Consider the following 18,063-nt stretch of genomic DNA (forward strand, 5'->3'; position numbering starts at 1 on the left):
CACACGCTCACAGATTAAATAAAAATAAGGGGGAAATACCTGTATGTTAAAAAAGACGTTGAAGAAGGAAAAAGGTTTTACGCTGATTGAGCTATTGGCGGTTATTGTGATTATTGCGATTATTGCAGCAATTGCGATACCGGCGATTGGGAATATTATTCAGAATTCAAGGGAAGATGGTGTGAAGTCTGATGCGTTACAAATATTAGAGGCAGCACAGTTGTATAAGATGGAAGTTAATCCTGCCTCAGCAGATGATGGAACTGATACAACGGTTAAGGCTTCAGAGTTAGAAACACAAGGCTACCTTGAACTAAGTAATGATGATTTTAATGATGCAGAAGTTAATTTATCAGCTCAACCTATCACAATAACAGTTGATGTTCAGGCTGGAAATACTACACTAAGTTTTGACGGTGCTACAAAACAGGAGATTAATGACGATGAAAGTGGGGACGATGCTACAACAATTCCGAATAATACTAATGGATAAATTATTTTATAGTGTGGCTTATTTTTATAAGCTGCACTTCCCCAAATCTAAACCAGAGGACTGAAAACATTGTGGCTAATCTACCTGTACCTATTTATTCTCGGACTCATTTTAGGCTCATTCTTTAATGTAGTCGGTTTACGTGTACCCGAAAAGCAATCGATAGTAAGACCGAGATCAGCCTGTCCCCATTGCCATCACACATTAACCTGGAAGGAATTAATCCCTGTCCTGTCCTATGTGTGGCAGAAGGGGAAATGCTCAAGCTGTTCACAAAAAATCTCACCCATTTACCCGGCCATAGAACTTCTTAGTGGGGGATTATTGGCTTTTTCTTTTTATATCTTTGGATTTGATCCGGAAATTATCGTAGCTTTTACACTCATTTCACTTTTATTAATCATCACCGTCAGCGATTTGGCATACATGCTTATTCCCAATAAAGTACTTATCATTTTTATTATTCTTCTAGGAATTGAACGAGCATTCATTCATTTACATACATGGTACGATCCCTTGCTCGGTTTTCTTACAGGGTTTGTGCTTCTGCTGTTGATCGCTCTGGTAAGTAAAGGCGGAATGGGTGGAGGAGATATTAAATTATTTGCCGTTTTAGGTGTCGCCCTTGGATTCTCAAATCTGCTTGTGGCTATCTTTCTTTCTTCATTAATAGGGGCTGTAGTCGGGCTGATTGGAATAGCGGCAGGAAAGGTGCAACGGAAAAAGCCCGTTCCTTTTGGGCCCTTCATTATGGCAGGAAGCCTGATTGCCTATTTTTATGGCAGTCGTCTTATCGATTGGTACTTCTGTTTCTTTCTACAATATTAATAGAATTAGGTGAAGGATATGGTGTTAGGCAAAAACAAAAAAATCGCGAATATTGAGATTCAGGATTACGTCATTCGCTATGCTGAGATCAAAAGCAGCAACCCCCTTGTGCTCACCCAGTGTAAAGAGCATTATATTCCAAGTGGTGTCATTGAGAATGGTCAGATTATTAATGATGAAGCATTTGCGAAGGTTCTGAAGCAATGTATGGAAAAATGGCAGTTGAAGAACAAACAAATCCGGTTTATAGTGCCTGATTCCTCGGTTATTATCCGCACCGTAGATGTATCCCCTGAGATTGCCGATGATGAACTTACGGGTCACATATATTTTGAACTGGGACACAGCATTCATTTGCCCTTTGATAATCCGATTGTTGAAGCCGTATCGCTCGGCGTTCAGGAGGGAGTCAAAAAGGTTCTGATTGTTGCTTCATCGGAGGAGACAGTGGATATGTACTATGATTATTTCAAGGATGAAAACACAGATCCGGTTGTTGCTGATGTTTCCTCCCTTTGTCAATATAGGCTTTTCCATCATTTTAAGAAAACGAATGAAGAGGATATTTTCATGCTGGCTCAGTTTAATGTAAAGTCTGTCACGAACAGTATTTTTGAACAGCATAAGCCGGTGTTTATGCAGGAAGTGGATGTTTCCTACCCTGAGGATACATGGAAGGTTACACCTGTGAATCAGGACGAGCCGTTAACCCGGGAGCATTTTGATTCCGAAAAGGTTCACGCCGCATTTGAGGAAATCTATACCGAAATGGAACGCTTGCGGCGATTTTATCAATATTCCCTGCATAACGGGGATCAGGAGGTTACCCGTATCTTACTGACAGGTGATCATCCGTACTTGGAAGATTTGTTCCATGAGGTGAAGGACAGGCTAAATATTCCGATTGATATTTTATCGCCGGAGGATGTTCAGGGATCCAAAGATATGAAGATGGGCAGTTCGTTTTATAATGTTATAGGTCTGGCTTTGAAAGAGGGTATGTGATGTTAGTCGAAATCAATTTACTCCAAAAACGTGAACAAAAAAGCAAAGGATTTCAGTGGTTTGTCATCAGTATGATAGGCCTTATTGTTCTTTTAATTGCTGTTGTTTTTCTTTTAACGACTCTTATAAAAAACGATATTGAACGTACCGAATCTGCTCTAAGTGAAATGAAAACCATTCGGGCAGATCTGCAGGGGGAAATGAGTAACTCTGGTTATCAGGATTTACAATCACTTGAGTCTTCGGTTACGAGTTTGAGCAGTTATCCCATTGATAGTGATTTAATCATTACACAACTCAGTGAGCTGTTGCCTGAAAACGGATATTTTGATTCCTATGAGTATACGGGTGACCGTGTGGTATTACAGGTACTGGTTCAGGAGGATGTGGATGCATCCCATTACCTCTATCATTTAAATCAACAGGATTGGATCACCTCCGCAAGTCTTTCAATCGTAAGCAGTGATGAGGCCCAGCTGGACGGAGGCGGCGGAACTGCAGCTAACGGCCTTGACCAGCCACCCTCTTATTTAGCTCAATATGACATTGTCCTCAAACGGGATTCTTTAAGGGAGGGGAGCGAATGAGTTCATTATCAAGAACGAAAAGACTTGTCGCCATTCTATTAATCGGGATTTTCCTTATTGGAGTGGTGTGGGCATACCTTTTCCAAATTCGTCCATTACAGGGAGAGCAGAGAGAGACGCAGGACTCCCTTGAACATGAGACGAGGCTGATGGAAACACTGGAGAGCCGGCTTGAAGAGGTAGAGAATATGGATCTTACCGCTGACTCTGTTGAATTACAGCGTCAGCTACCCTTAAAACCCTTTTATGAGCAGGTATTTTCGATTATTTATGATGCCCAGTCAGAAACAGGCAGCGTGGTGTCAAGCTATGATATCAGCTCCAATGGTACGGCAGAACTCCCGGTTGAAGGTGCGGGTGAAAACCTGCAGGGCATTACCTTTCATCTTGAAGTTCAGTCCCCATCCTATGATGATATGATTGGGTTTATCGACTTTCTGGAAAACAGTGAACGGATTTTATCTGTTGACCAATTTACATTTTCCAGTCCCGGGGAGCAGGATGAGGCAATCCAGTATCAACTGGTCATAAATACGTTCTATCGTGAAGGACTCGATGGACTCCGTGGAACTCAGCCATCAATCGATATTCCGGAAAGTGCTGCTAAACAAAATCCTTTACAGTAAGGATGAGACTGATTTTTAATGCCAGACGAAGCATTGAAAATCAGTCTTTTCGTGGAATGTGTGCTTTAGTGCTTTAAAGCATGTGGGGACAGTCCCAACCTTTGGGAACAATTTGCTTTTTCTCAGCCTTCTGAAGGGAACATTGAATTTCAATTGAAGATACATGCATATTATCATGAAGGATTAGATGGTCTAAGAAATCAACAGCCGGAAGTATCGATTCCAGCTCCGGCTAATTAAGAAGATGAATGGTAATGGCTGATGAGATTTCATCATTGCTGTTATTGAAATCCATAATTGGAAGTGGGGATTGTCGTTGCGCCGGTTTTGGTATTCGTTTTTACCTCTGCTCATATTTGCTGCCTTAGCACTTTTTTATGAATATCAGGGAAATCGTCTATCAGCCCTCATGTTAGGTATATATAGTCTATTTTTCCTGGTTTATTTTTTTATTCCTCTCGTTAAACAACCACTAATCATGTATATGGTCATGTCATTTCTTATCGTTGGTTTAGGATGGCAAAATGGTGCTGTTTTAAATCCATATTTTATGCTCAATGGATTTTTTTTAGTCATCAATAGTATCATAGATTTGTCTTTGAAGTCATTTCGAATCTATTTTTTCTTTCAATTGGGATTGGCGATGCTGTCATTTTATTTACATAATCAGTTTCATATAGCATGGATTCTATTAGCCATAGCCATAAGCTATCCTGTCTTAAAGTGGAATGAAATACAGATAGAGAAGGCAGAACAGCAGGAGATGTACGAAAAGCTGGTCAGTGAGTACCGTAAATTAAAAAGGCAGACTCATGAATCTGAGCGGGCGGCAAGGCTGGAGGAGCGAACGAAAATTGCTCGGAATATCCACGATTCAGTTGGTCATAAGTTAACGGCGTTGCTCATGAGACTGCAGGTGCTTATGATGCAGGAAAGAAGACCGGAATACGAGGAACTAAAGCAGTTGGCTTCTGATAGTTTGGAAGAAACCAGACATGCGGTGAAGACCCTCCAGGCCGAGGAGACAGAGGGCATCTCTTCTGTGTTGCAGCTGATTCGTAAATTGGAAGCAGAAAGTCATATTCACTTAGATTTCACATTAAAACAGGGAGTTCTGTCTGCACATTTAACAAATGACCAGAATATTGCATTGTATCGGGTTTTACAGGAGTCATTAACCAATGCTATGCGACATGCGTATTCACGTGAAATACGGGTTGTGCTGGCATTAAATGCGGCAGAGGATTTGGCCTTCACAGTTAAAAATAGAGTGCATGAAGATAAACCTTGGGAATGGGGATTTGGTTTAAAGAATATGAAAAAGCGAGTGGAAGAACTGGACGGTCAATTACATGTTTACCAGAATGATAACGAATTTGTTGTGGCTGGGACTTTGCCGTTGAGGGAGGAGAACATGGATGCGTTATAACGTATTGCTGGTGGAAGATCAGAGTATTGTCCGTAGTGGGTTGAAAATGATGATTGAACAGGACGAGTCACTGGTAGTAACTGCCGAGGCTGAAAATGGGGAAGCAGCACTTCGGAAAATGGATGAGCATATGATTGATTTAGTGATTATGGATATTCGTCTGCCAGTGATGAACGGAATTGAGGCAACTCATCATATTAAAAAACGCTATCCAAATGTTTATGTATTAATGTTGACGACCTTCAATGATGAGGAATATGCAGAGCAGTCTCTAAGGGAGGGAGCTGACGGGTTTTTGCTAAAAACGGCTGAACCAGAAAAATTACTACAGGCAATACATAGCTGTTTAAATGGCGGGATGACTATCCATGATGAAGTGGCAGCCAAAATGATGCCACGTCTGCTGAAAAAATCTACAATTGAACCCCGCGAACTTCCCCTATCTCCGAGGGAACTTGCCATTACCCGCCTTGTAGGGGAGGGCAAAACAAATAAAGAAATTGCCAATGAACTCTATTTATCGGTCGGAACGGTTAAAAATCATATCACCCAATCCCTTCATAAGCTCGAACTGAGAGACCGGACGCAGCTCGCCATTTTCGCCGTAAAGAACGATTTGGCTTAGGATTGCTTTACCGCTTTAAAGCATGTGGGGACAGTCCCTGTGTTATAATAGAAGTGTACGCATTAGTACTAAAGTAAGGTGACGATCATGAGTAGTCTAAAGAAACTGCTTCTCATTATTGGCGGGACTCTTTCTCTTGCTTTAGGGGTTATAGGGATTGTGCTACCATTAATACCAACCACACCTCTGCTATTACTGGCAGCAGCCTGTTATGTCCGAAGTTCGGAAAGGCTTTACTTATGGCTGATAAATAATAAATGGTTTGGTCCATATATTCGGGATTATCGTGCCGGAAAAGGAATTCCATTAAAGGCGAAAATCATGGGTGTTTCATTAATATGGATCTCAATTGGTTATACAGTCATTTTTGTGGTGCCCTTAATCGCTGTAAAAATATTACTTGTCCTCATTGCCGGTTATTTCACCTGGTTTATATTACATATTAAAACACGAGTTAAAGAGTTTTAGGAGGAAAAGAGCTTGCACAAATATACGAGAACAGGAAATATCATCTTTTGGATTGGAATTGTTATTTTCATAATTGGGGCAGCTATGCACGAAAATATCACAGGTGCCCCGGAGCCTTATACATCCTACGCGAGACCTGTGATGATACTAAGTGTTATTGTCATACTGCTGACCAATTTTTTCAGGAATGATAAGAAAAAATAATGGCTGAAGAGAAATAGGCCTGGATGCATGATATCCAGGCCTTCCTTATGTCCACTTTACTAAATTTGAGAACAGATGAAGTTCGCCCCGTTACAGATAAATAACCTCTATTCATCTCAAGCCACTAAAATCAGACAAATGTCGTCCTTCTCCTATTCAATTTTTCATAATATATCCAACTAACTGTCAGAACCATCACCTTGATTATCTTCTCACGTTGGGATTCCCACATAACTTGCCTACATGACCTCCGTCACATCTCAGGGTCACAATTAGTGACTGCAGGATGATGCGGAGGGTTTTTAAGTTCTATATGATAAGAATAAATAGGGCTGGTTAAACGTTTTAAAATCAGGAGGGAAGTTTTATGCTGGAAGCTTTAGATTTAAAAAAGCAGTTTATGAAGACCAAGGCTGTAGATGGTGTGAATTTATTTATTGAACAGGGCGAAATTGTCGGGCTGCTTGGTCCAAATGGGGCAGGCAAGTCGACCACCATTTCGATCATCTCTTCGCTGCTTTCTCCAACAAGTGGGGATGTTCGCTTTTTTAATGAAAGTATTATTAAACAGCCGCAGTATTTACGGAAACATCTTGGGGTTGTTCCTCAGGAAATTGCATTATATGAAAATCTGACTGCAATGGAAAACCTGCAATTTTTCGGAAAAATTTATCGTCTTTCTTCTGATGTGATGAGTACAAAAATTAAGGAAGTGCTGGAGATTATCGGACTTCAGGAGAAACAACATGATCTTGTGAAGACTTTTTCTGGTGGGATGAAAAGGCGATTAAATATTGGTGTGGCCTTGCTGCATGAACCGAAGCTGATTTTTATGGATGAGCCAACGGTGGGGATTGATCCACAATCAAGAAAATATATTTTAGATACCGTTAAACGGTTAAATCGGGAGCAGAACCTAACCATTCTTTATACGAGTCACTATATGGAGGAAGCGGAGTACTTATGCGATCGGATTTATATTATGGATCAAGGTCATATTATTGCCTCTGGAAATAAAAACGAAATTAAAGGGATTCTGTCAGCTGAGCAAACGGTTGTGATTGAGGTCGAAACAATGGAGGAGACCTTTTTAAACACGTTGAAGGACCATCCTTCTGTGAGGCAAATCGATAATCAGGATAAATCAGTCAGTGTGATTGTTCCTCGTGAGATTGATTTTTTTCAAACCATTATAAATATAGCCAATGAAAACGGGACAATCTTAAAATCTGTTCAAATTCAACCCCCGTCATTGGAAGATGTATTTCTTCATCTAACAGGAAAGGGCTTACGGGATTAGGAGGGGTTTATATGTTGTTTGCGTTTATGAAAAAACAGCTGCTTTTAATGATCAGGGACAGGACCAATTTCACACTTTTACTCGTAATGCCTATTATTCTTGTTTTTATCATTAATTTTGCGATTGGCGATTTAATGACGGAAGATACACCTGAGATTGATGCAAAAGTAGCCATCGTAGAGCATACAAGTGAGGAATCTCAATTAAATCAAATCAAAGAAGAAATAAATGAGATGTCCATTCCTGAAGATGCCAGAAATGATATGGTCCAAGGAATCACTGAGTTTCAACCGATTCAGATATTAAAACAAGACGTCCTGGGTGGTCCTAAGCATCAGGAAATGGTGGATGTTAAGGAAATCGGTGTGGAAGAAATGAATACTGCAAAAGTAAACAAACAATACGCAGCTATTATTGAAGTTCCGGAGAATTTTTCTTATAGACTTGTGAAATCTATTTTTTTAGGTGAAGGAGAACCACCAGAATTGTCATTATATGTGAATCAGGAGGAAGAATTAGCAGGTCAGGTTATAGAAGATTTACTGGTAGCCTATCAGGAACAATTACAGACTTCGACGATTTTAGAGCAAAATGGACTTGGTGAATTAAGGATTACCTCTCAGGATGTGAAAGGGGAAACAGTGGCTATATCAGGGATGAATCCTATTACGAATACGACCTATTATGTAGTGGGTATGAGTGTGATGTTTGTTTTATATATTGCCTCTACAATGGGTGCATATGCTTACGAGGAAAAAAGAGATCATTTATTTAATAGGATTCTCATAGCAAATGTTTCTAGATGGGTTTACTTTTTAAGTATATTCATCTCCAGTTCATTTACAGGGTTTATTCAATTAATGATATTGTTTAGTGTCTCCGTTACGATTTTTGATGTTACTTTACCGAACTTTCCCTCATTTTTGGCAACATCAATTTTATTAAGCTTTTCGGTTGGAGGTATTGCGTCACTTTTAACTTCTATCAATTATCGCCTTAACTCAGATCAGGCATCTGCCATTTTTGGAAGCGCAATTGTTACGTTATTTGCCTTTTTTGGTGGGAGCTTTTTCCCTATAGGAGGAGATGTGATAAATACTCTCGGAAAGTTAACACCAAATGGATCTGGGCTGACAGCTTTTTTGTCTGCATTTCAAGGGTATGGAATGGAGGATATTAGCGGCTATTTGTTTTATCTGGGCGGACTTACACTTGTGACTCTCGTAATGGCTGTTGTTATTTTTCCGAAAAGGGGGAAGGCGGTATGAAGGGGATTCTGTATGCACAATTCAAACTACTATTACGGAGACCGTCCACATTTCTTTTAATGACAGGGGTAAGTATATTATTTGCGTTATTTTTTGGTCTCAGCTCATTTGGTCAAGCCAATCTGCCTGTGTATAGTGATATGTCTAAGGAAAATACAGAGCTGGTGATGAATCATCTTGAAGAAGCGGATACTCAGAGTTTTGAAATGGTAGAAAAAGAGGAGTTGTATAAAAGCATTCGTGAGGGAAATGCAGAAGCAGGATTACATCTATACGAAGATCACTATGAAGTTGTCATTGCATCAGAAACGCCTGCAAAGGTCATCCTCGAACAGAATATCCAGAAGGCTTTTGCATATTACTTGCAGGATAAAAAGATTGCTTCGGCTGATGGTAACCAGACAAAGGTGATGGAGCAGCTTGAGGCACCTATGTTCTCTATTGAAACGAGCACTTTGGCGGATGAAGATAGCTTTGCATATGATGCCGAGCTCCAGGCGATATTCGGAATGACCGTCTTTTTTGTTATATATACAGTAGCTTATAATGTCATTCAAATTTTAGTGGCAAAACAACAAAAGATTTGGGACCGATTTATTTTGTCGCCCGTTAAGAAATGGGAGATGTATGCAGGGATTTTAAGCTATGCCTTTATTCTTGGCTATATTCAGGTTGTAATGGTATTTAGCATCATGAAATTCGGGTTTGATGTAAATTTTTACGGTAGTTTTCCGGAGACTCTGATTCTGCTGATTCCCTATGTGTTAGCCATTGTCTCTTTATCGTTATTGATTGCTGCCATCTCGAAAAACTATCAAACGTTTAACGCTATTACCTCACTGACAGCGGTTAGCATGGCAATGGTTGGAGGATCCTACTGGCCAATTGAAATTGTAAGCAACAAAGGTATGCTGGCACTGTCTCATATCGATCCTGTCACATATATAATGGATGCCCTGAAATCCGTTACCATCTACGGACAGACTCTGAGCGAGACAATGTTCCCGGTAAGCATCCTCCTACTGATGACCGTCATCATAATGGGAATCGGCCTAAATCTGATGGAAAGAAAATAATTAAGCTAGGGACAGTCCCCACATTCACTAACGCGTTAACGCTTTAAAGGATGTGGGGACAGTCCCGCCCTCTTATTGAAAAATTCTAAAAAATTGGTAAAATGGAGAAAAACGGAAAGGGGATGAGTGTTTGTATCAGGATGAGTTAATTGCTCCGCAGAAATATAATATTGTGTCGGAATTTGAGTGTTTTGCTGATGATCCAGCCCGATTGGCGATCAAGTGGGAGGATGATCAGGGACAGACAGCTGAGATTACATATAAGAAACTGATTCAAAATGCCAATAAAATTGGAAACGCTTTCTTGAATCTGGGGCTTCAGAAGGGGGACAAAATTCTTGTTATGGTCCCTAAGAGAATTGAAGCTTACCAGATTTATATTGCTGCTTTAAAAATTGGGGTTGTGGTGATCCCCAGTTCGGAAATGCTCCGGGCGAAAGACATTGAGTATCGGCTGAGTCACGGGGAAGCAAAGGCTGTCATCAGCTATTATCCATTTACCGATGAATTTGATCAAGTAAGCAGCATTAACAATGTGAAGAAGCTCGTTGTTGGACAGGAGAAGGAAGGCTGGGTATTGCTGGATTCATTAATGGATGCTGAGAGTGATCAGCTGGAAATCGCGAACACTTCACGGGATGACATGTCCTTTCTCTCTTATACATCAGGCACAACCGGCAATCCAAAAGGCGTTGTACATACCCATGGGTGGGGCTATGCCCATTTGAAAACAGCGGCGAGCAACTGGCTTAGCATTGAAGAGAACGACACAGTTTGGGCGACAGCAGGACCTGGATGGGCCAAGTGGCTCTGGAGTCCATTCCTGTCAGTATTAGGATCAGGGGCGACTGGTTTTGTTTATGCCGGGAAATTTGACCCGCAAAAATATTTACAGCTACTCGATCAGTATGAAGTCAATGTGTTATGCTGCACACCAACAGAATACCGGCTTATGGCCAAAGTTGATAATCTCTCAGACTATCATTTAACTCACCTTCACAGCGCAGTCTCTGCAGGTGAGCCCTTAAATCGTGAAGTCATTGATACCTTCCGAAGCCATTTTGATGTGACTGTCAGGGACGGCTATGGCCAGACGGAAAATACTCTCTTGGTCGGTGTTACGAAGCGTATGGAGGTTAAACCAGGTTCGATGGGCAAGCCTACACCTGGCAATCTGGTTGAAATCATTGATGAAAATGGCGAACCGGTCAAACCGGGGCAGGTAGGGGATATTGCCGTCCATCTGGATACACCTGCTTTATTTAAGCACTACTATAAAGAGCCTGAAAAAACAAAGGCATCAAGGCGTGGAGACTACTATTTGACAGGTGATCAGGCATCCAAAGATGAGGACGGTTACTTCTGGTTTGAAGGTCGCAGCGATGATATTATCATAAGTTCGGGCTATACAATTGGGCCTTTCGAGGTTGAGGATGCCCTGGTGAAGCATCCATCAGTACAGGAGTGTGCAGTTGTAGCAAGCCCTGATCCTGATCGTGGGGCTGTTGTCAAAGCGTTTGTGGTTTTAAAAGGAGAGGTTCCTGCTGATGAAGAAGCACTCATAAAACAACTGCAGGATCATGTGAAAAAGCAGACGGCGCCTTATAAATATCCACGCAAAATTGAGTTTATTGAGGAACTGCCTAAAACCACTTCAGGGAAAATTCGCCGCATAGAGCTGCGCAAACGGGAACAAACTGTCTAAACATAAGTAAACCTCCAGGATACCTGGGGGTTTCTTTTGGTTTATGAGTTCTTAAAGTAGTTAATGGTATGTAAATCCTTAACATGACTTGATTTTAAATCATAGCCGATATGTGTGTTAGCCGGATCCATAGCCATCCCTGATTTTTTTGTCAGCCACATCCATAACGTTTTTGACTCTTCATCATCAAAATAAAAGGTGACCTCATAATCGTGCGTTCGGATATCCATTACACCATTTAATTTTTCCGCTTCCTGAAACGCCTGCTTCAGCATTTGAATTTCTTCCTCATCAGTCGTTGTATAAGTCTTTTGATCGTCCGTCTTCTTCACCACTACTTTTTCAATGGGATGATGAGGCAATAAGTTTGAAGAGCTGCAGCCGGATATTAGAAGAAAAAAGATGCCAATTCCACCCAGAACCTTTCTCATGACGTTTCCCTCCCTGTATAAATAGACGATTTTAAGGTGGAAAATGTTTCAAATTTTTGTATAAAAATTTAATGGAAGGATTACAGACCTCTCGTATGTAATATATAAATAGACACAAAATTTTTCCTGTTAGGGGGATTCGAACATGGCAATCGTTCGTTTTGGGATTTTAAGTACAGCAGGAATTGCACAAAAACAACTCATTCCTGCCATCAGTCGAGCAGAGAATGCGGAAGTCCGGGCCATAGCAAGCGGCAGTGATTCGGGAAAGGCCATGGATGTGGCTTCTCAGCTTCACATTCCTAAAGTCCATGAAAGCTATGAGGCTTTATTAGATGATCCGGAAATTGATGCGGTATATATTCCTGTACCTAACCATTTACATAAGGAGTGGGTAATCAAGGCGGCGGAAAAAGGAAAGCATGTCCTATCTGAAAAGCCAGCTGCCATTAATGCTGTTGAAACAAAAGAATTAGTGGAGGCCTGCGAAAAAAACGGGGTCAAATATATGGAAGGCTTCATGTATCAGTTTCATAGTCAACATGATCGGGTGAAGGAAATCATCGCTTCAGGGGAAATTGGAGAGGTGCAGCTGATGAAGGCGAGCTTTTCTTTTTTGCTGGATAAGCCAGAAGGAAATATTCGTATGGATCCAACCAAAGGGGGCGGCAGTATTTATGATATCGGCTGCTACTGTATTCATTCCATTCGCCACATCTTAGAAGATGAGCCTGAAAGTGTCCACGTGGAGGCGGATGTTGACCCTGAGTTTGGGGTGGATACGTCGGCATACGGAATTTTTCATATGAAAAGCGGGATAAAGGCGGTATTTGATTGCAGCTTTAAAATGCCTTTTCGTTCCAAATATGAGGTAGTAGGTACAGAGGGAATCATTACGGTACCTCGTGCTTATCGACCAGATAATTATAATCATAAGGGAATTGTCAGAGTTGAAAAAGAAGGAGAAGTTCGGGAAGAGACACTTATTAAGGATCAGTATAAGGCAGAAGTAGAGCATTTTTCACAGGCGGTTCTGGAGGACGGGGAGCCGTTCTATACAGGGAGGGATACCATTCGTAATATGGAGGCTATTGACAGGTGTTATTCCTTTGTAAATTAAGGTTTCGCGAAGACTAAGGAGGCGAAAAAATGAACTATCGTCAATTGGGAAATACAGATTTAAAGGTTAGTGAATTAAGCTTCGGAACCTGGGCGATAGGTGGAGCATGGGGAAAAACGTCAGATAAGGAAGCCCTGCAGGCACTGGATGTTGCAATGGATGCTGGAGTCAACTTTTTTGATACAGCGGATGTTTATGGCGATGGCCACAGTGAAGAATTACTGGCTAAGGCAACAAAAGGGAAGGAAGACCGTATCCACATTGCTTCCAAATTTTGCAGAGCAGGCGATATTCATGACCCGGACAACTATTCGGAAGAGCAGGTGCGTACCTATTTGGAAAATACGTTGAAGCGACTGAACCGTGAACGCCTGGATCTTTATCAGATTCATTGCCCGCCAATGGAGATATTAAAGGATGGTAAAGTATTTGAGGTGCTTGATAAGCTGCAGGAGAAAGGGAAAATCAGGTACTACGGTGTCAGTGTGGAAACCGTAGAAGAAGGACTGCTCTGTCTGGAAAATCCAAATGTGCGTACGCTTCAGGTAATTTTTAATATTTTCCGGCAAAAGCCTTTAGAAGAACTGCTGCCTAAAGCCAAGAAGCAGGGTGTCGGGATTCTGGCACGAGTTCCCCTGGCCAGTGGTCTGCTGACGGGTAAATTTACCAAAAATCATCAATTTGAATCGGATGATCACCGCCGATTTAATCAGAACGGAGAAGAGTTTAATGTCGGGGAAACCTTTGCCGGTCTGGAATTTGCAAAAGGTGTGGAACTGAGTGAGAAGCTCAGCTGGATTGCGAATAACCGGGAAAATATGACCAGAGCAGCTTTACGGTGGATATTGGATCAGAATGAAATTTCCTGCGTCATCCCGGGGTTCAAAAACATAAAACAGGTGGAGGATAACCTCGGAGCTTTATCTGTTCCATCTTTTAGTACGGATGAGGCGAATCAGTTGAAGGAATTTTATCGGAATGAGGTTCATCCCCATATACGCGGGGCTTATTGATGGAAGGGGAGCTTAACGCTTTCCTTCTTATTTTTCTATAAAAAGGAGTGACCACGTTGTTTCTTGTATATTTGCTTCTTTTCTTTGCCTTGATTGTTTCTATTGGTTTTCTTTTTGACCGGAAGCATAAGGTGAAGGATCCACAGAAAATGAAGGAACAGGATCAGAGTCGTGATCGTGCACTGGCTGAGACAGAACGACAGACGATGAATAAGACGTTTCAGGATCACAGTCATTGGTAGGGACGTTTTTTTAGACCAGAAAGGAGCATTCCCATTCAGGGGATGCTCCTTTTTTTGCCTGGAGCCACAGCTGAACAAACGGAGCTTCCGCCTTTGTTCCGCGTATCATTTGTCGATAGCTTGTTAGTATTTAGAATGTTTTGACAATTTTTGTCAATAAGCTTGATTTTTTAATTTTAGCTTATTATTGTAGTTAATAAGATTGACTTATAATTACAAAATTTAACAATACACCCACGAATTTTACTACATTTTCAATAATCATATTCTGCAGGGAACCACTGAAATATTCCTCTATGAAAATACTTCAGACACAAATTCAATTGATAGTAAAAGTTATGAAGAATCATGGAACACATTGTTTTTTAAAACGATTAGAAAATAGTGTAACCATTAAAAAGGGAGGAACCTTGATGAAAAATTATAATTACAAACGGAAGCTTAAGAGGTTAAATGACGTAAAAATGCAGAGAACCAAAAAGATGATTGCTTCATCAGCCGTTGCTACATATTTGGTTGTGGGGACCCCGGGAGCCCCATTAGGGAATCTGTTAATTGATCCCAGCTACACGGTTGAAGCAGCAAGCCTGTCCGATGTGAAATTATTAAACGATGTTTCTGTTGATGCTAAGTTAACGGAGCAATCGTCATCCTACACTCTTTCTTTAGGAATGACGGGAACAGGAGCGGCGGATGCTGAAATTTTAACTCCAAATCGAACGGTTGTATTTTATGCACCTGAATTGGCAGGGAAACTGACAGCAGATGGTACTGCCGATGTATCTGTAGAGATTTTACCAATTGCGATGGAAGACTTACCAGCTTTAGATTCTGCTATCAGTGATCTAACCGCGAATTTAAATAAGTTAACTAAGGGTCTGGAATCCGGGATTGATGGAGCGGTTAATGACACGCCTATAGCTAATCTGGTTAAAGTTAATGGTTTAAAAGAGCTGAATAAAGCTATTGATAATTTTAATCATTTAGATGAATCTTTAAATGGTTTGTCAAAATACCAGGATTCAGTGTCTGCTACTGTAAACCCTGATGGAACAGTTGTTGTTGAATTCTCTGATGGATTAGGAAACCATCTGGCGCCATTAATACAGGATGTCGTAAAATCAGCTGTTCAGGATGTTCTGAAAGCAGTGGATAATATAGACGTTGAATTGCTAAGCGGAGACCCAACAGGAATGTTGAGTGGTTCATTAAATGGATTTGTTATCGATCCAATTGTTGAACCTTTAATTGGAGCTGTAACGAAAAGCGCAAACGACGTTGTTGATCAATTATTAAGTAATACCACAGTTATTACAAACGAATTGGCAGGAGCACAAGTGATTGGAAACACCACTGTAAATGTTGATGTAAGTGTGGAAAAACCAGCAGGAGTTGATGGAAGTACAAAAGTATTTGCAGCAGGCTTAACCGACTCGACTATTGATGTCCCATTACTTAGTAGTTTGTCTGATAGTACAGAAGTTACATTTAATGAAGATGATGATACGGACGCCGACGCCGATGCGGACGCTGACGCGGATGCCGATGCTGACGCGGATGCGGACGCTGACGCGGATGCCGATGCTGACGCGGATGCGGATGCGGATGCGGACGCCGATGCAGATGCGGACGCCGATGCAGATGCGGACGCCGATGCAGATGCGGACGCCGATGCAGATGCCGATGCGGATGCTGACGCGGATGCGGATGCCGATGCGGATGCTGACGCGGATGCGGATGCGGACGCCGATGCAGACACCGGCACGGATATTAGCCAAGATGTTACAGGAGATACAGAGCTTCCGGATACAGCAACAGGCATGTGGACGACAGGTTTAATAGGTGCGGGTGCTGTTCTTGCTGGTATTCTTGCCCGACTTTTTGCCAGACGTAAGAGTTCATGATGAGAAGCAAATGCCTTCCGGGTATTTGCTTCTTACCTTTAAATCGTACCGGGGGTTATGGATATGGAATCTGTAAAGCCTAGTGAAAAGAAACAATCCTTTCGTGATCAGGCTGACCGTTTATATATGTATATTCGAACATCCGATTTTTATCATGAGCTTGTTCATTATCCGTCCGTGCATGTATTTCTCACCGTGGGCTTTCAACACCGTCGTGCTACAGTTTTACATGTCAATAAAACAGGATTTGAAGAAACATGGAAAGCACTCGTTAAACAAGCGGAAGGCTCTATTCATCAAACGCCTGATTACTTGAAGGCCGATATTGTTACGCATAAGAAACCTATCGACATCCTTTCATTCATTGATTTAATAACGAAAACCAAAAAGAATTATTTCCGTTTTGGCGTTAGTTTGGACAGGAGTTTCCGACAGGCCTTCCTTGAACAGGAAGTAAACGGAAATGCCATGATTCAGTTTGATTCCAGGAAGAAGCGTGGATATTTAAAAGAGGTAAACATACAGAACTACATCAAAAAACACCGGCCTGACATGAAGCCTGTTGATTTCAGGAAGGTGACGAACCTTTATTTATTTTCAACAAAAGGTTTTTTTATGGATGACAAACGCTGTTATGAGTTAAAGGATACCTGGCTTGACAATGGGCGCAGAGATACTGGACTGGATGGTGACGAAATTCATGAGCTGGTTACGTCCGGACAAACGTATTTAACGTCTTTAAATCAGGATAATGGCAAATTTATTTACGGTTATTTTGCATGCTTTGATAAAGAAATTCATTTTTATAATATGTTACGTCATGCCAGTACGGTATATTCCATGATTGAAGCTTATGAATTTAACTCAACAGCGGAGGCTGAAAACGCCATAAAACGTGCGCTGCAATTTCTGAAAACAGAGGGGATATATTTTGCTGACAAACAAAGGGCCTATGTCGTGGATGGCCCGAATTCAAAAAACAAAGAAATTAAATTAGGTGCAAACGCTGCTGCCATTTTAGCCCTTACAAAGTATACAGAGGTGTTTGGTGACGATCGATATATGGAACTGGCCCAATCCCTTGCCAAAGGAATGCGGTCCCTGCAAAACGAGGATGGAAGCTTTGTACATGTACTGCAATACCCGTCTCTGACCATAAAAGAGAAATTCCGTATTGTCTATTATGATGGGGAAGCTGCTCTTGCTTTCATGCGGCTGTACAAACTTGATAAGGACCCTCAGTGGCTGGCGGCTGTAGAAAAAGCCTTTGATTATTTTATACATAATCAATATTGGAAGCACCATGACCATTGGCTAAGCTACTGCACAAATGATTTAACCATCTATCGCCCTGAGGAAAGGTACTTTGAGTTTGGGCTGAAAAATACAAAAGACAAATTGAGTTTTATCGAAAAGCGGGAAACCACATATCCCACGTTTTTAGAACTGACCATAGCTGCATACCAAATGATTAAACGTATGAAAGAACAGGGGTATGATCATTTACTGGACTCTTTTGATGAGGAATATCTGGAGTCTGTGATCCATAAACGTGCCGAATACCAGCGCAATGGGTTTTTTTATCCTGAACTGGCCATCTATTATAAAAATCCAGCCAGAATTACGGGAAGCTTTTTTATCAGACATCATTCTTTTCGTACCCGCATAGATGATATTGAACATTATTTATCAGGTTATATTGCTTACTATCAAACCTTTATGGGTTGAATAAGGGGGGA

General features: G+C 41.2%; 19 protein-coding genes. 18 read left to right on the forward strand and 1 reads right to left on the reverse strand.

Features of this window, described 5'->3' with window-relative positions; genetic code table 11:
• Window positions 1–43 precede the first annotated feature (43 nt).
• The 13 genes from ABD006_RS13480 to mbcS all read left to right on the forward strand — a co-directional run bounded on the left by ABD006_RS13480 (window position 44) and on the right by mbcS (window position 11,614).
• On the forward strand, window positions 44–493 hold the full coding sequence (locus ABD006_RS13480; RefSeq protein ID WP_343842035.1) for a prepilin-type N-terminal cleavage/methylation domain-containing protein: 450 nt from the start codon (window positions 44–46) through the stop codon (window positions 491–493).
• A 69-nt stretch (window positions 494–562) separates the two neighbouring features.
• On the forward strand, window positions 563–1,321 hold the full coding sequence (locus ABD006_RS13485; protein WP_343842037.1) for a prepilin peptidase: 759 nt from the start codon (window positions 563–565) through the stop codon (window positions 1,319–1,321).
• A gap of 21 nt (window positions 1,322–1,342) precedes the next feature.
• Entirely contained in the window at window positions 1,343–2,326 is a 984-nt protein-coding gene (gene pilM / locus ABD006_RS13490) for a type IV pilus biogenesis protein PilM (protein ID WP_343842040.1), read from the forward strand.
• Window positions 2,326–2,913, forward strand: coding sequence for a PilN domain-containing protein (locus ABD006_RS13495; protein WP_343842043.1), 588 nt, complete (start codon window positions 2,326–2,328; stop codon window positions 2,911–2,913). Before pilM ends, ABD006_RS13495 begins: the two co-directional genes overlap by 1 nt.
• Entirely contained in the window at window positions 2,910–3,539 is a 630-nt protein-coding gene (locus ABD006_RS13500) for a hypothetical protein (protein ID WP_343842046.1), read from the forward strand. Before ABD006_RS13495 ends, ABD006_RS13500 begins: the two co-directional genes overlap by 4 nt.
• 409 nt (window positions 3,540–3,948) lie before the next feature.
• Window positions 3,949–4,968 (forward strand): sensor histidine kinase, encoded by a 1,020-nt coding sequence (locus ABD006_RS13505; RefSeq protein WP_343842049.1) that lies wholly within the window; start codon window positions 3,949–3,951, stop codon window positions 4,966–4,968.
• Window positions 4,958–5,593: a response regulator transcription factor gene (locus ABD006_RS13510; RefSeq protein WP_343842052.1), complete on the forward strand. Its 636-nt coding sequence runs from the start codon at window positions 4,958–4,960 to the stop codon at window positions 5,591–5,593. Before ABD006_RS13505 ends, ABD006_RS13510 begins: the two co-directional genes overlap by 11 nt.
• Before the next feature lie 87 nt (window positions 5,594–5,680).
• The gene (locus ABD006_RS13515; RefSeq protein WP_343842055.1) at window positions 5,681–6,061 is read left to right on the forward strand and encodes a YbaN family protein; all 381 of its coding nucleotides are present in this window, start codon (window positions 5,681–5,683) and stop codon (window positions 6,059–6,061) included.
• Between the two features lie 12 nt (window positions 6,062–6,073).
• Window positions 6,074–6,265: a hypothetical protein gene (locus ABD006_RS13520; RefSeq protein WP_343842058.1), complete on the forward strand. Its 192-nt coding sequence runs from the start codon at window positions 6,074–6,076 to the stop codon at window positions 6,263–6,265.
• A 367-nt stretch (window positions 6,266–6,632) separates the two neighbouring features.
• Entirely contained in the window at window positions 6,633–7,565 is a 933-nt protein-coding gene (locus tag ABD006_RS13525) for an ABC transporter ATP-binding protein (RefSeq protein ID WP_343842060.1), read from the forward strand.
• An 11-nt stretch (window positions 7,566–7,576) separates the two neighbouring features.
• Window positions 7,577–8,833, forward strand: a complete 1,257-nt coding sequence (locus ABD006_RS13530; RefSeq protein ID WP_343842062.1) for an ABC transporter permease — start codon at window positions 7,577–7,579, stop codon at window positions 8,831–8,833.
• Window positions 8,830–9,909 carry an ABC transporter permease gene (locus ABD006_RS13535; protein ID WP_343842065.1) on the forward strand — a complete coding sequence of 360 codons (1,080 nt, stop codon included), beginning with the start codon at window positions 8,830–8,832 and terminating at the stop codon, window positions 9,907–9,909. Before ABD006_RS13530 ends, ABD006_RS13535 begins: the two co-directional genes overlap by 4 nt.
• A 130-nt stretch (window positions 9,910–10,039) precedes the next feature.
• Complete coding sequence (gene mbcS, locus ABD006_RS13540; RefSeq protein WP_343842067.1) at window positions 10,040–11,614, forward strand: acyl-CoA synthetase MbcS; 1,575 nt, start codon at window positions 10,040–10,042, stop codon at window positions 11,612–11,614.
• A 41-nt stretch (window positions 11,615–11,655) separates the two neighbouring features.
• On the opposite strand, the gene ABD006_RS13545 is transcribed toward mbcS, so the two are convergent.
• A complete protein-coding gene (locus ABD006_RS13545) occupies window positions 11,656–12,045 on the reverse strand; it encodes a YhfM domain-containing protein (RefSeq protein ID WP_343842069.1) in 390 nt (129 codons plus the stop codon).
• A 145-nt stretch (window positions 12,046–12,190) separates the two neighbouring features.
• On the opposite strand from ABD006_RS13545, the gene ABD006_RS13550 reads away from it, so the two are divergent.
• The 5 genes from ABD006_RS13550 (at window position 12,191) to ABD006_RS13570 (ending at window position 18,052) form a co-directional block, all read left to right on the forward strand.
• Window positions 12,191–13,165, forward strand: coding sequence for a Gfo/Idh/MocA family protein (locus tag ABD006_RS13550; RefSeq protein WP_343842071.1), 975 nt, complete (start codon window positions 12,191–12,193; stop codon window positions 13,163–13,165).
• Window positions 13,166–13,194: 29 nt separating this feature from the next.
• Window positions 13,195–14,178 carry an aldo/keto reductase gene (locus ABD006_RS13555; protein ID WP_343842074.1) on the forward strand — a complete coding sequence of 328 codons (984 nt, stop codon included), beginning with the start codon at window positions 13,195–13,197 and terminating at the stop codon, window positions 14,176–14,178.
• A 56-nt stretch (window positions 14,179–14,234) separates the two neighbouring features.
• Window positions 14,235–14,420 (forward strand): hypothetical protein, encoded by a 186-nt coding sequence (locus ABD006_RS13560; RefSeq protein WP_343842077.1) that lies wholly within the window; start codon window positions 14,235–14,237, stop codon window positions 14,418–14,420.
• 413 nt (window positions 14,421–14,833) lie between these two features.
• Window positions 14,834–16,324, forward strand: coding sequence for an adhesive domain-containing protein (locus ABD006_RS13565; protein ID WP_343842080.1), 1,491 nt, complete (start codon window positions 14,834–14,836; stop codon window positions 16,322–16,324).
• 63 nt (window positions 16,325–16,387) lie between these two features.
• Entirely contained in the window at window positions 16,388–18,052 is a 1,665-nt protein-coding gene (locus ABD006_RS13570; protein ID WP_343842083.1) for a hypothetical protein, read from the forward strand.
• The last annotated feature ends 11 nt before the right edge of the window (window positions 18,053–18,063 follow it).

It is taken from the genome of Salinibacillus aidingensis, from assembly GCF_039522525.1.
Lineage (GTDB): Bacteria > Bacillota > Bacilli > Bacillales > Alkalibacillaceae > Salinibacillus > Salinibacillus aidingensis.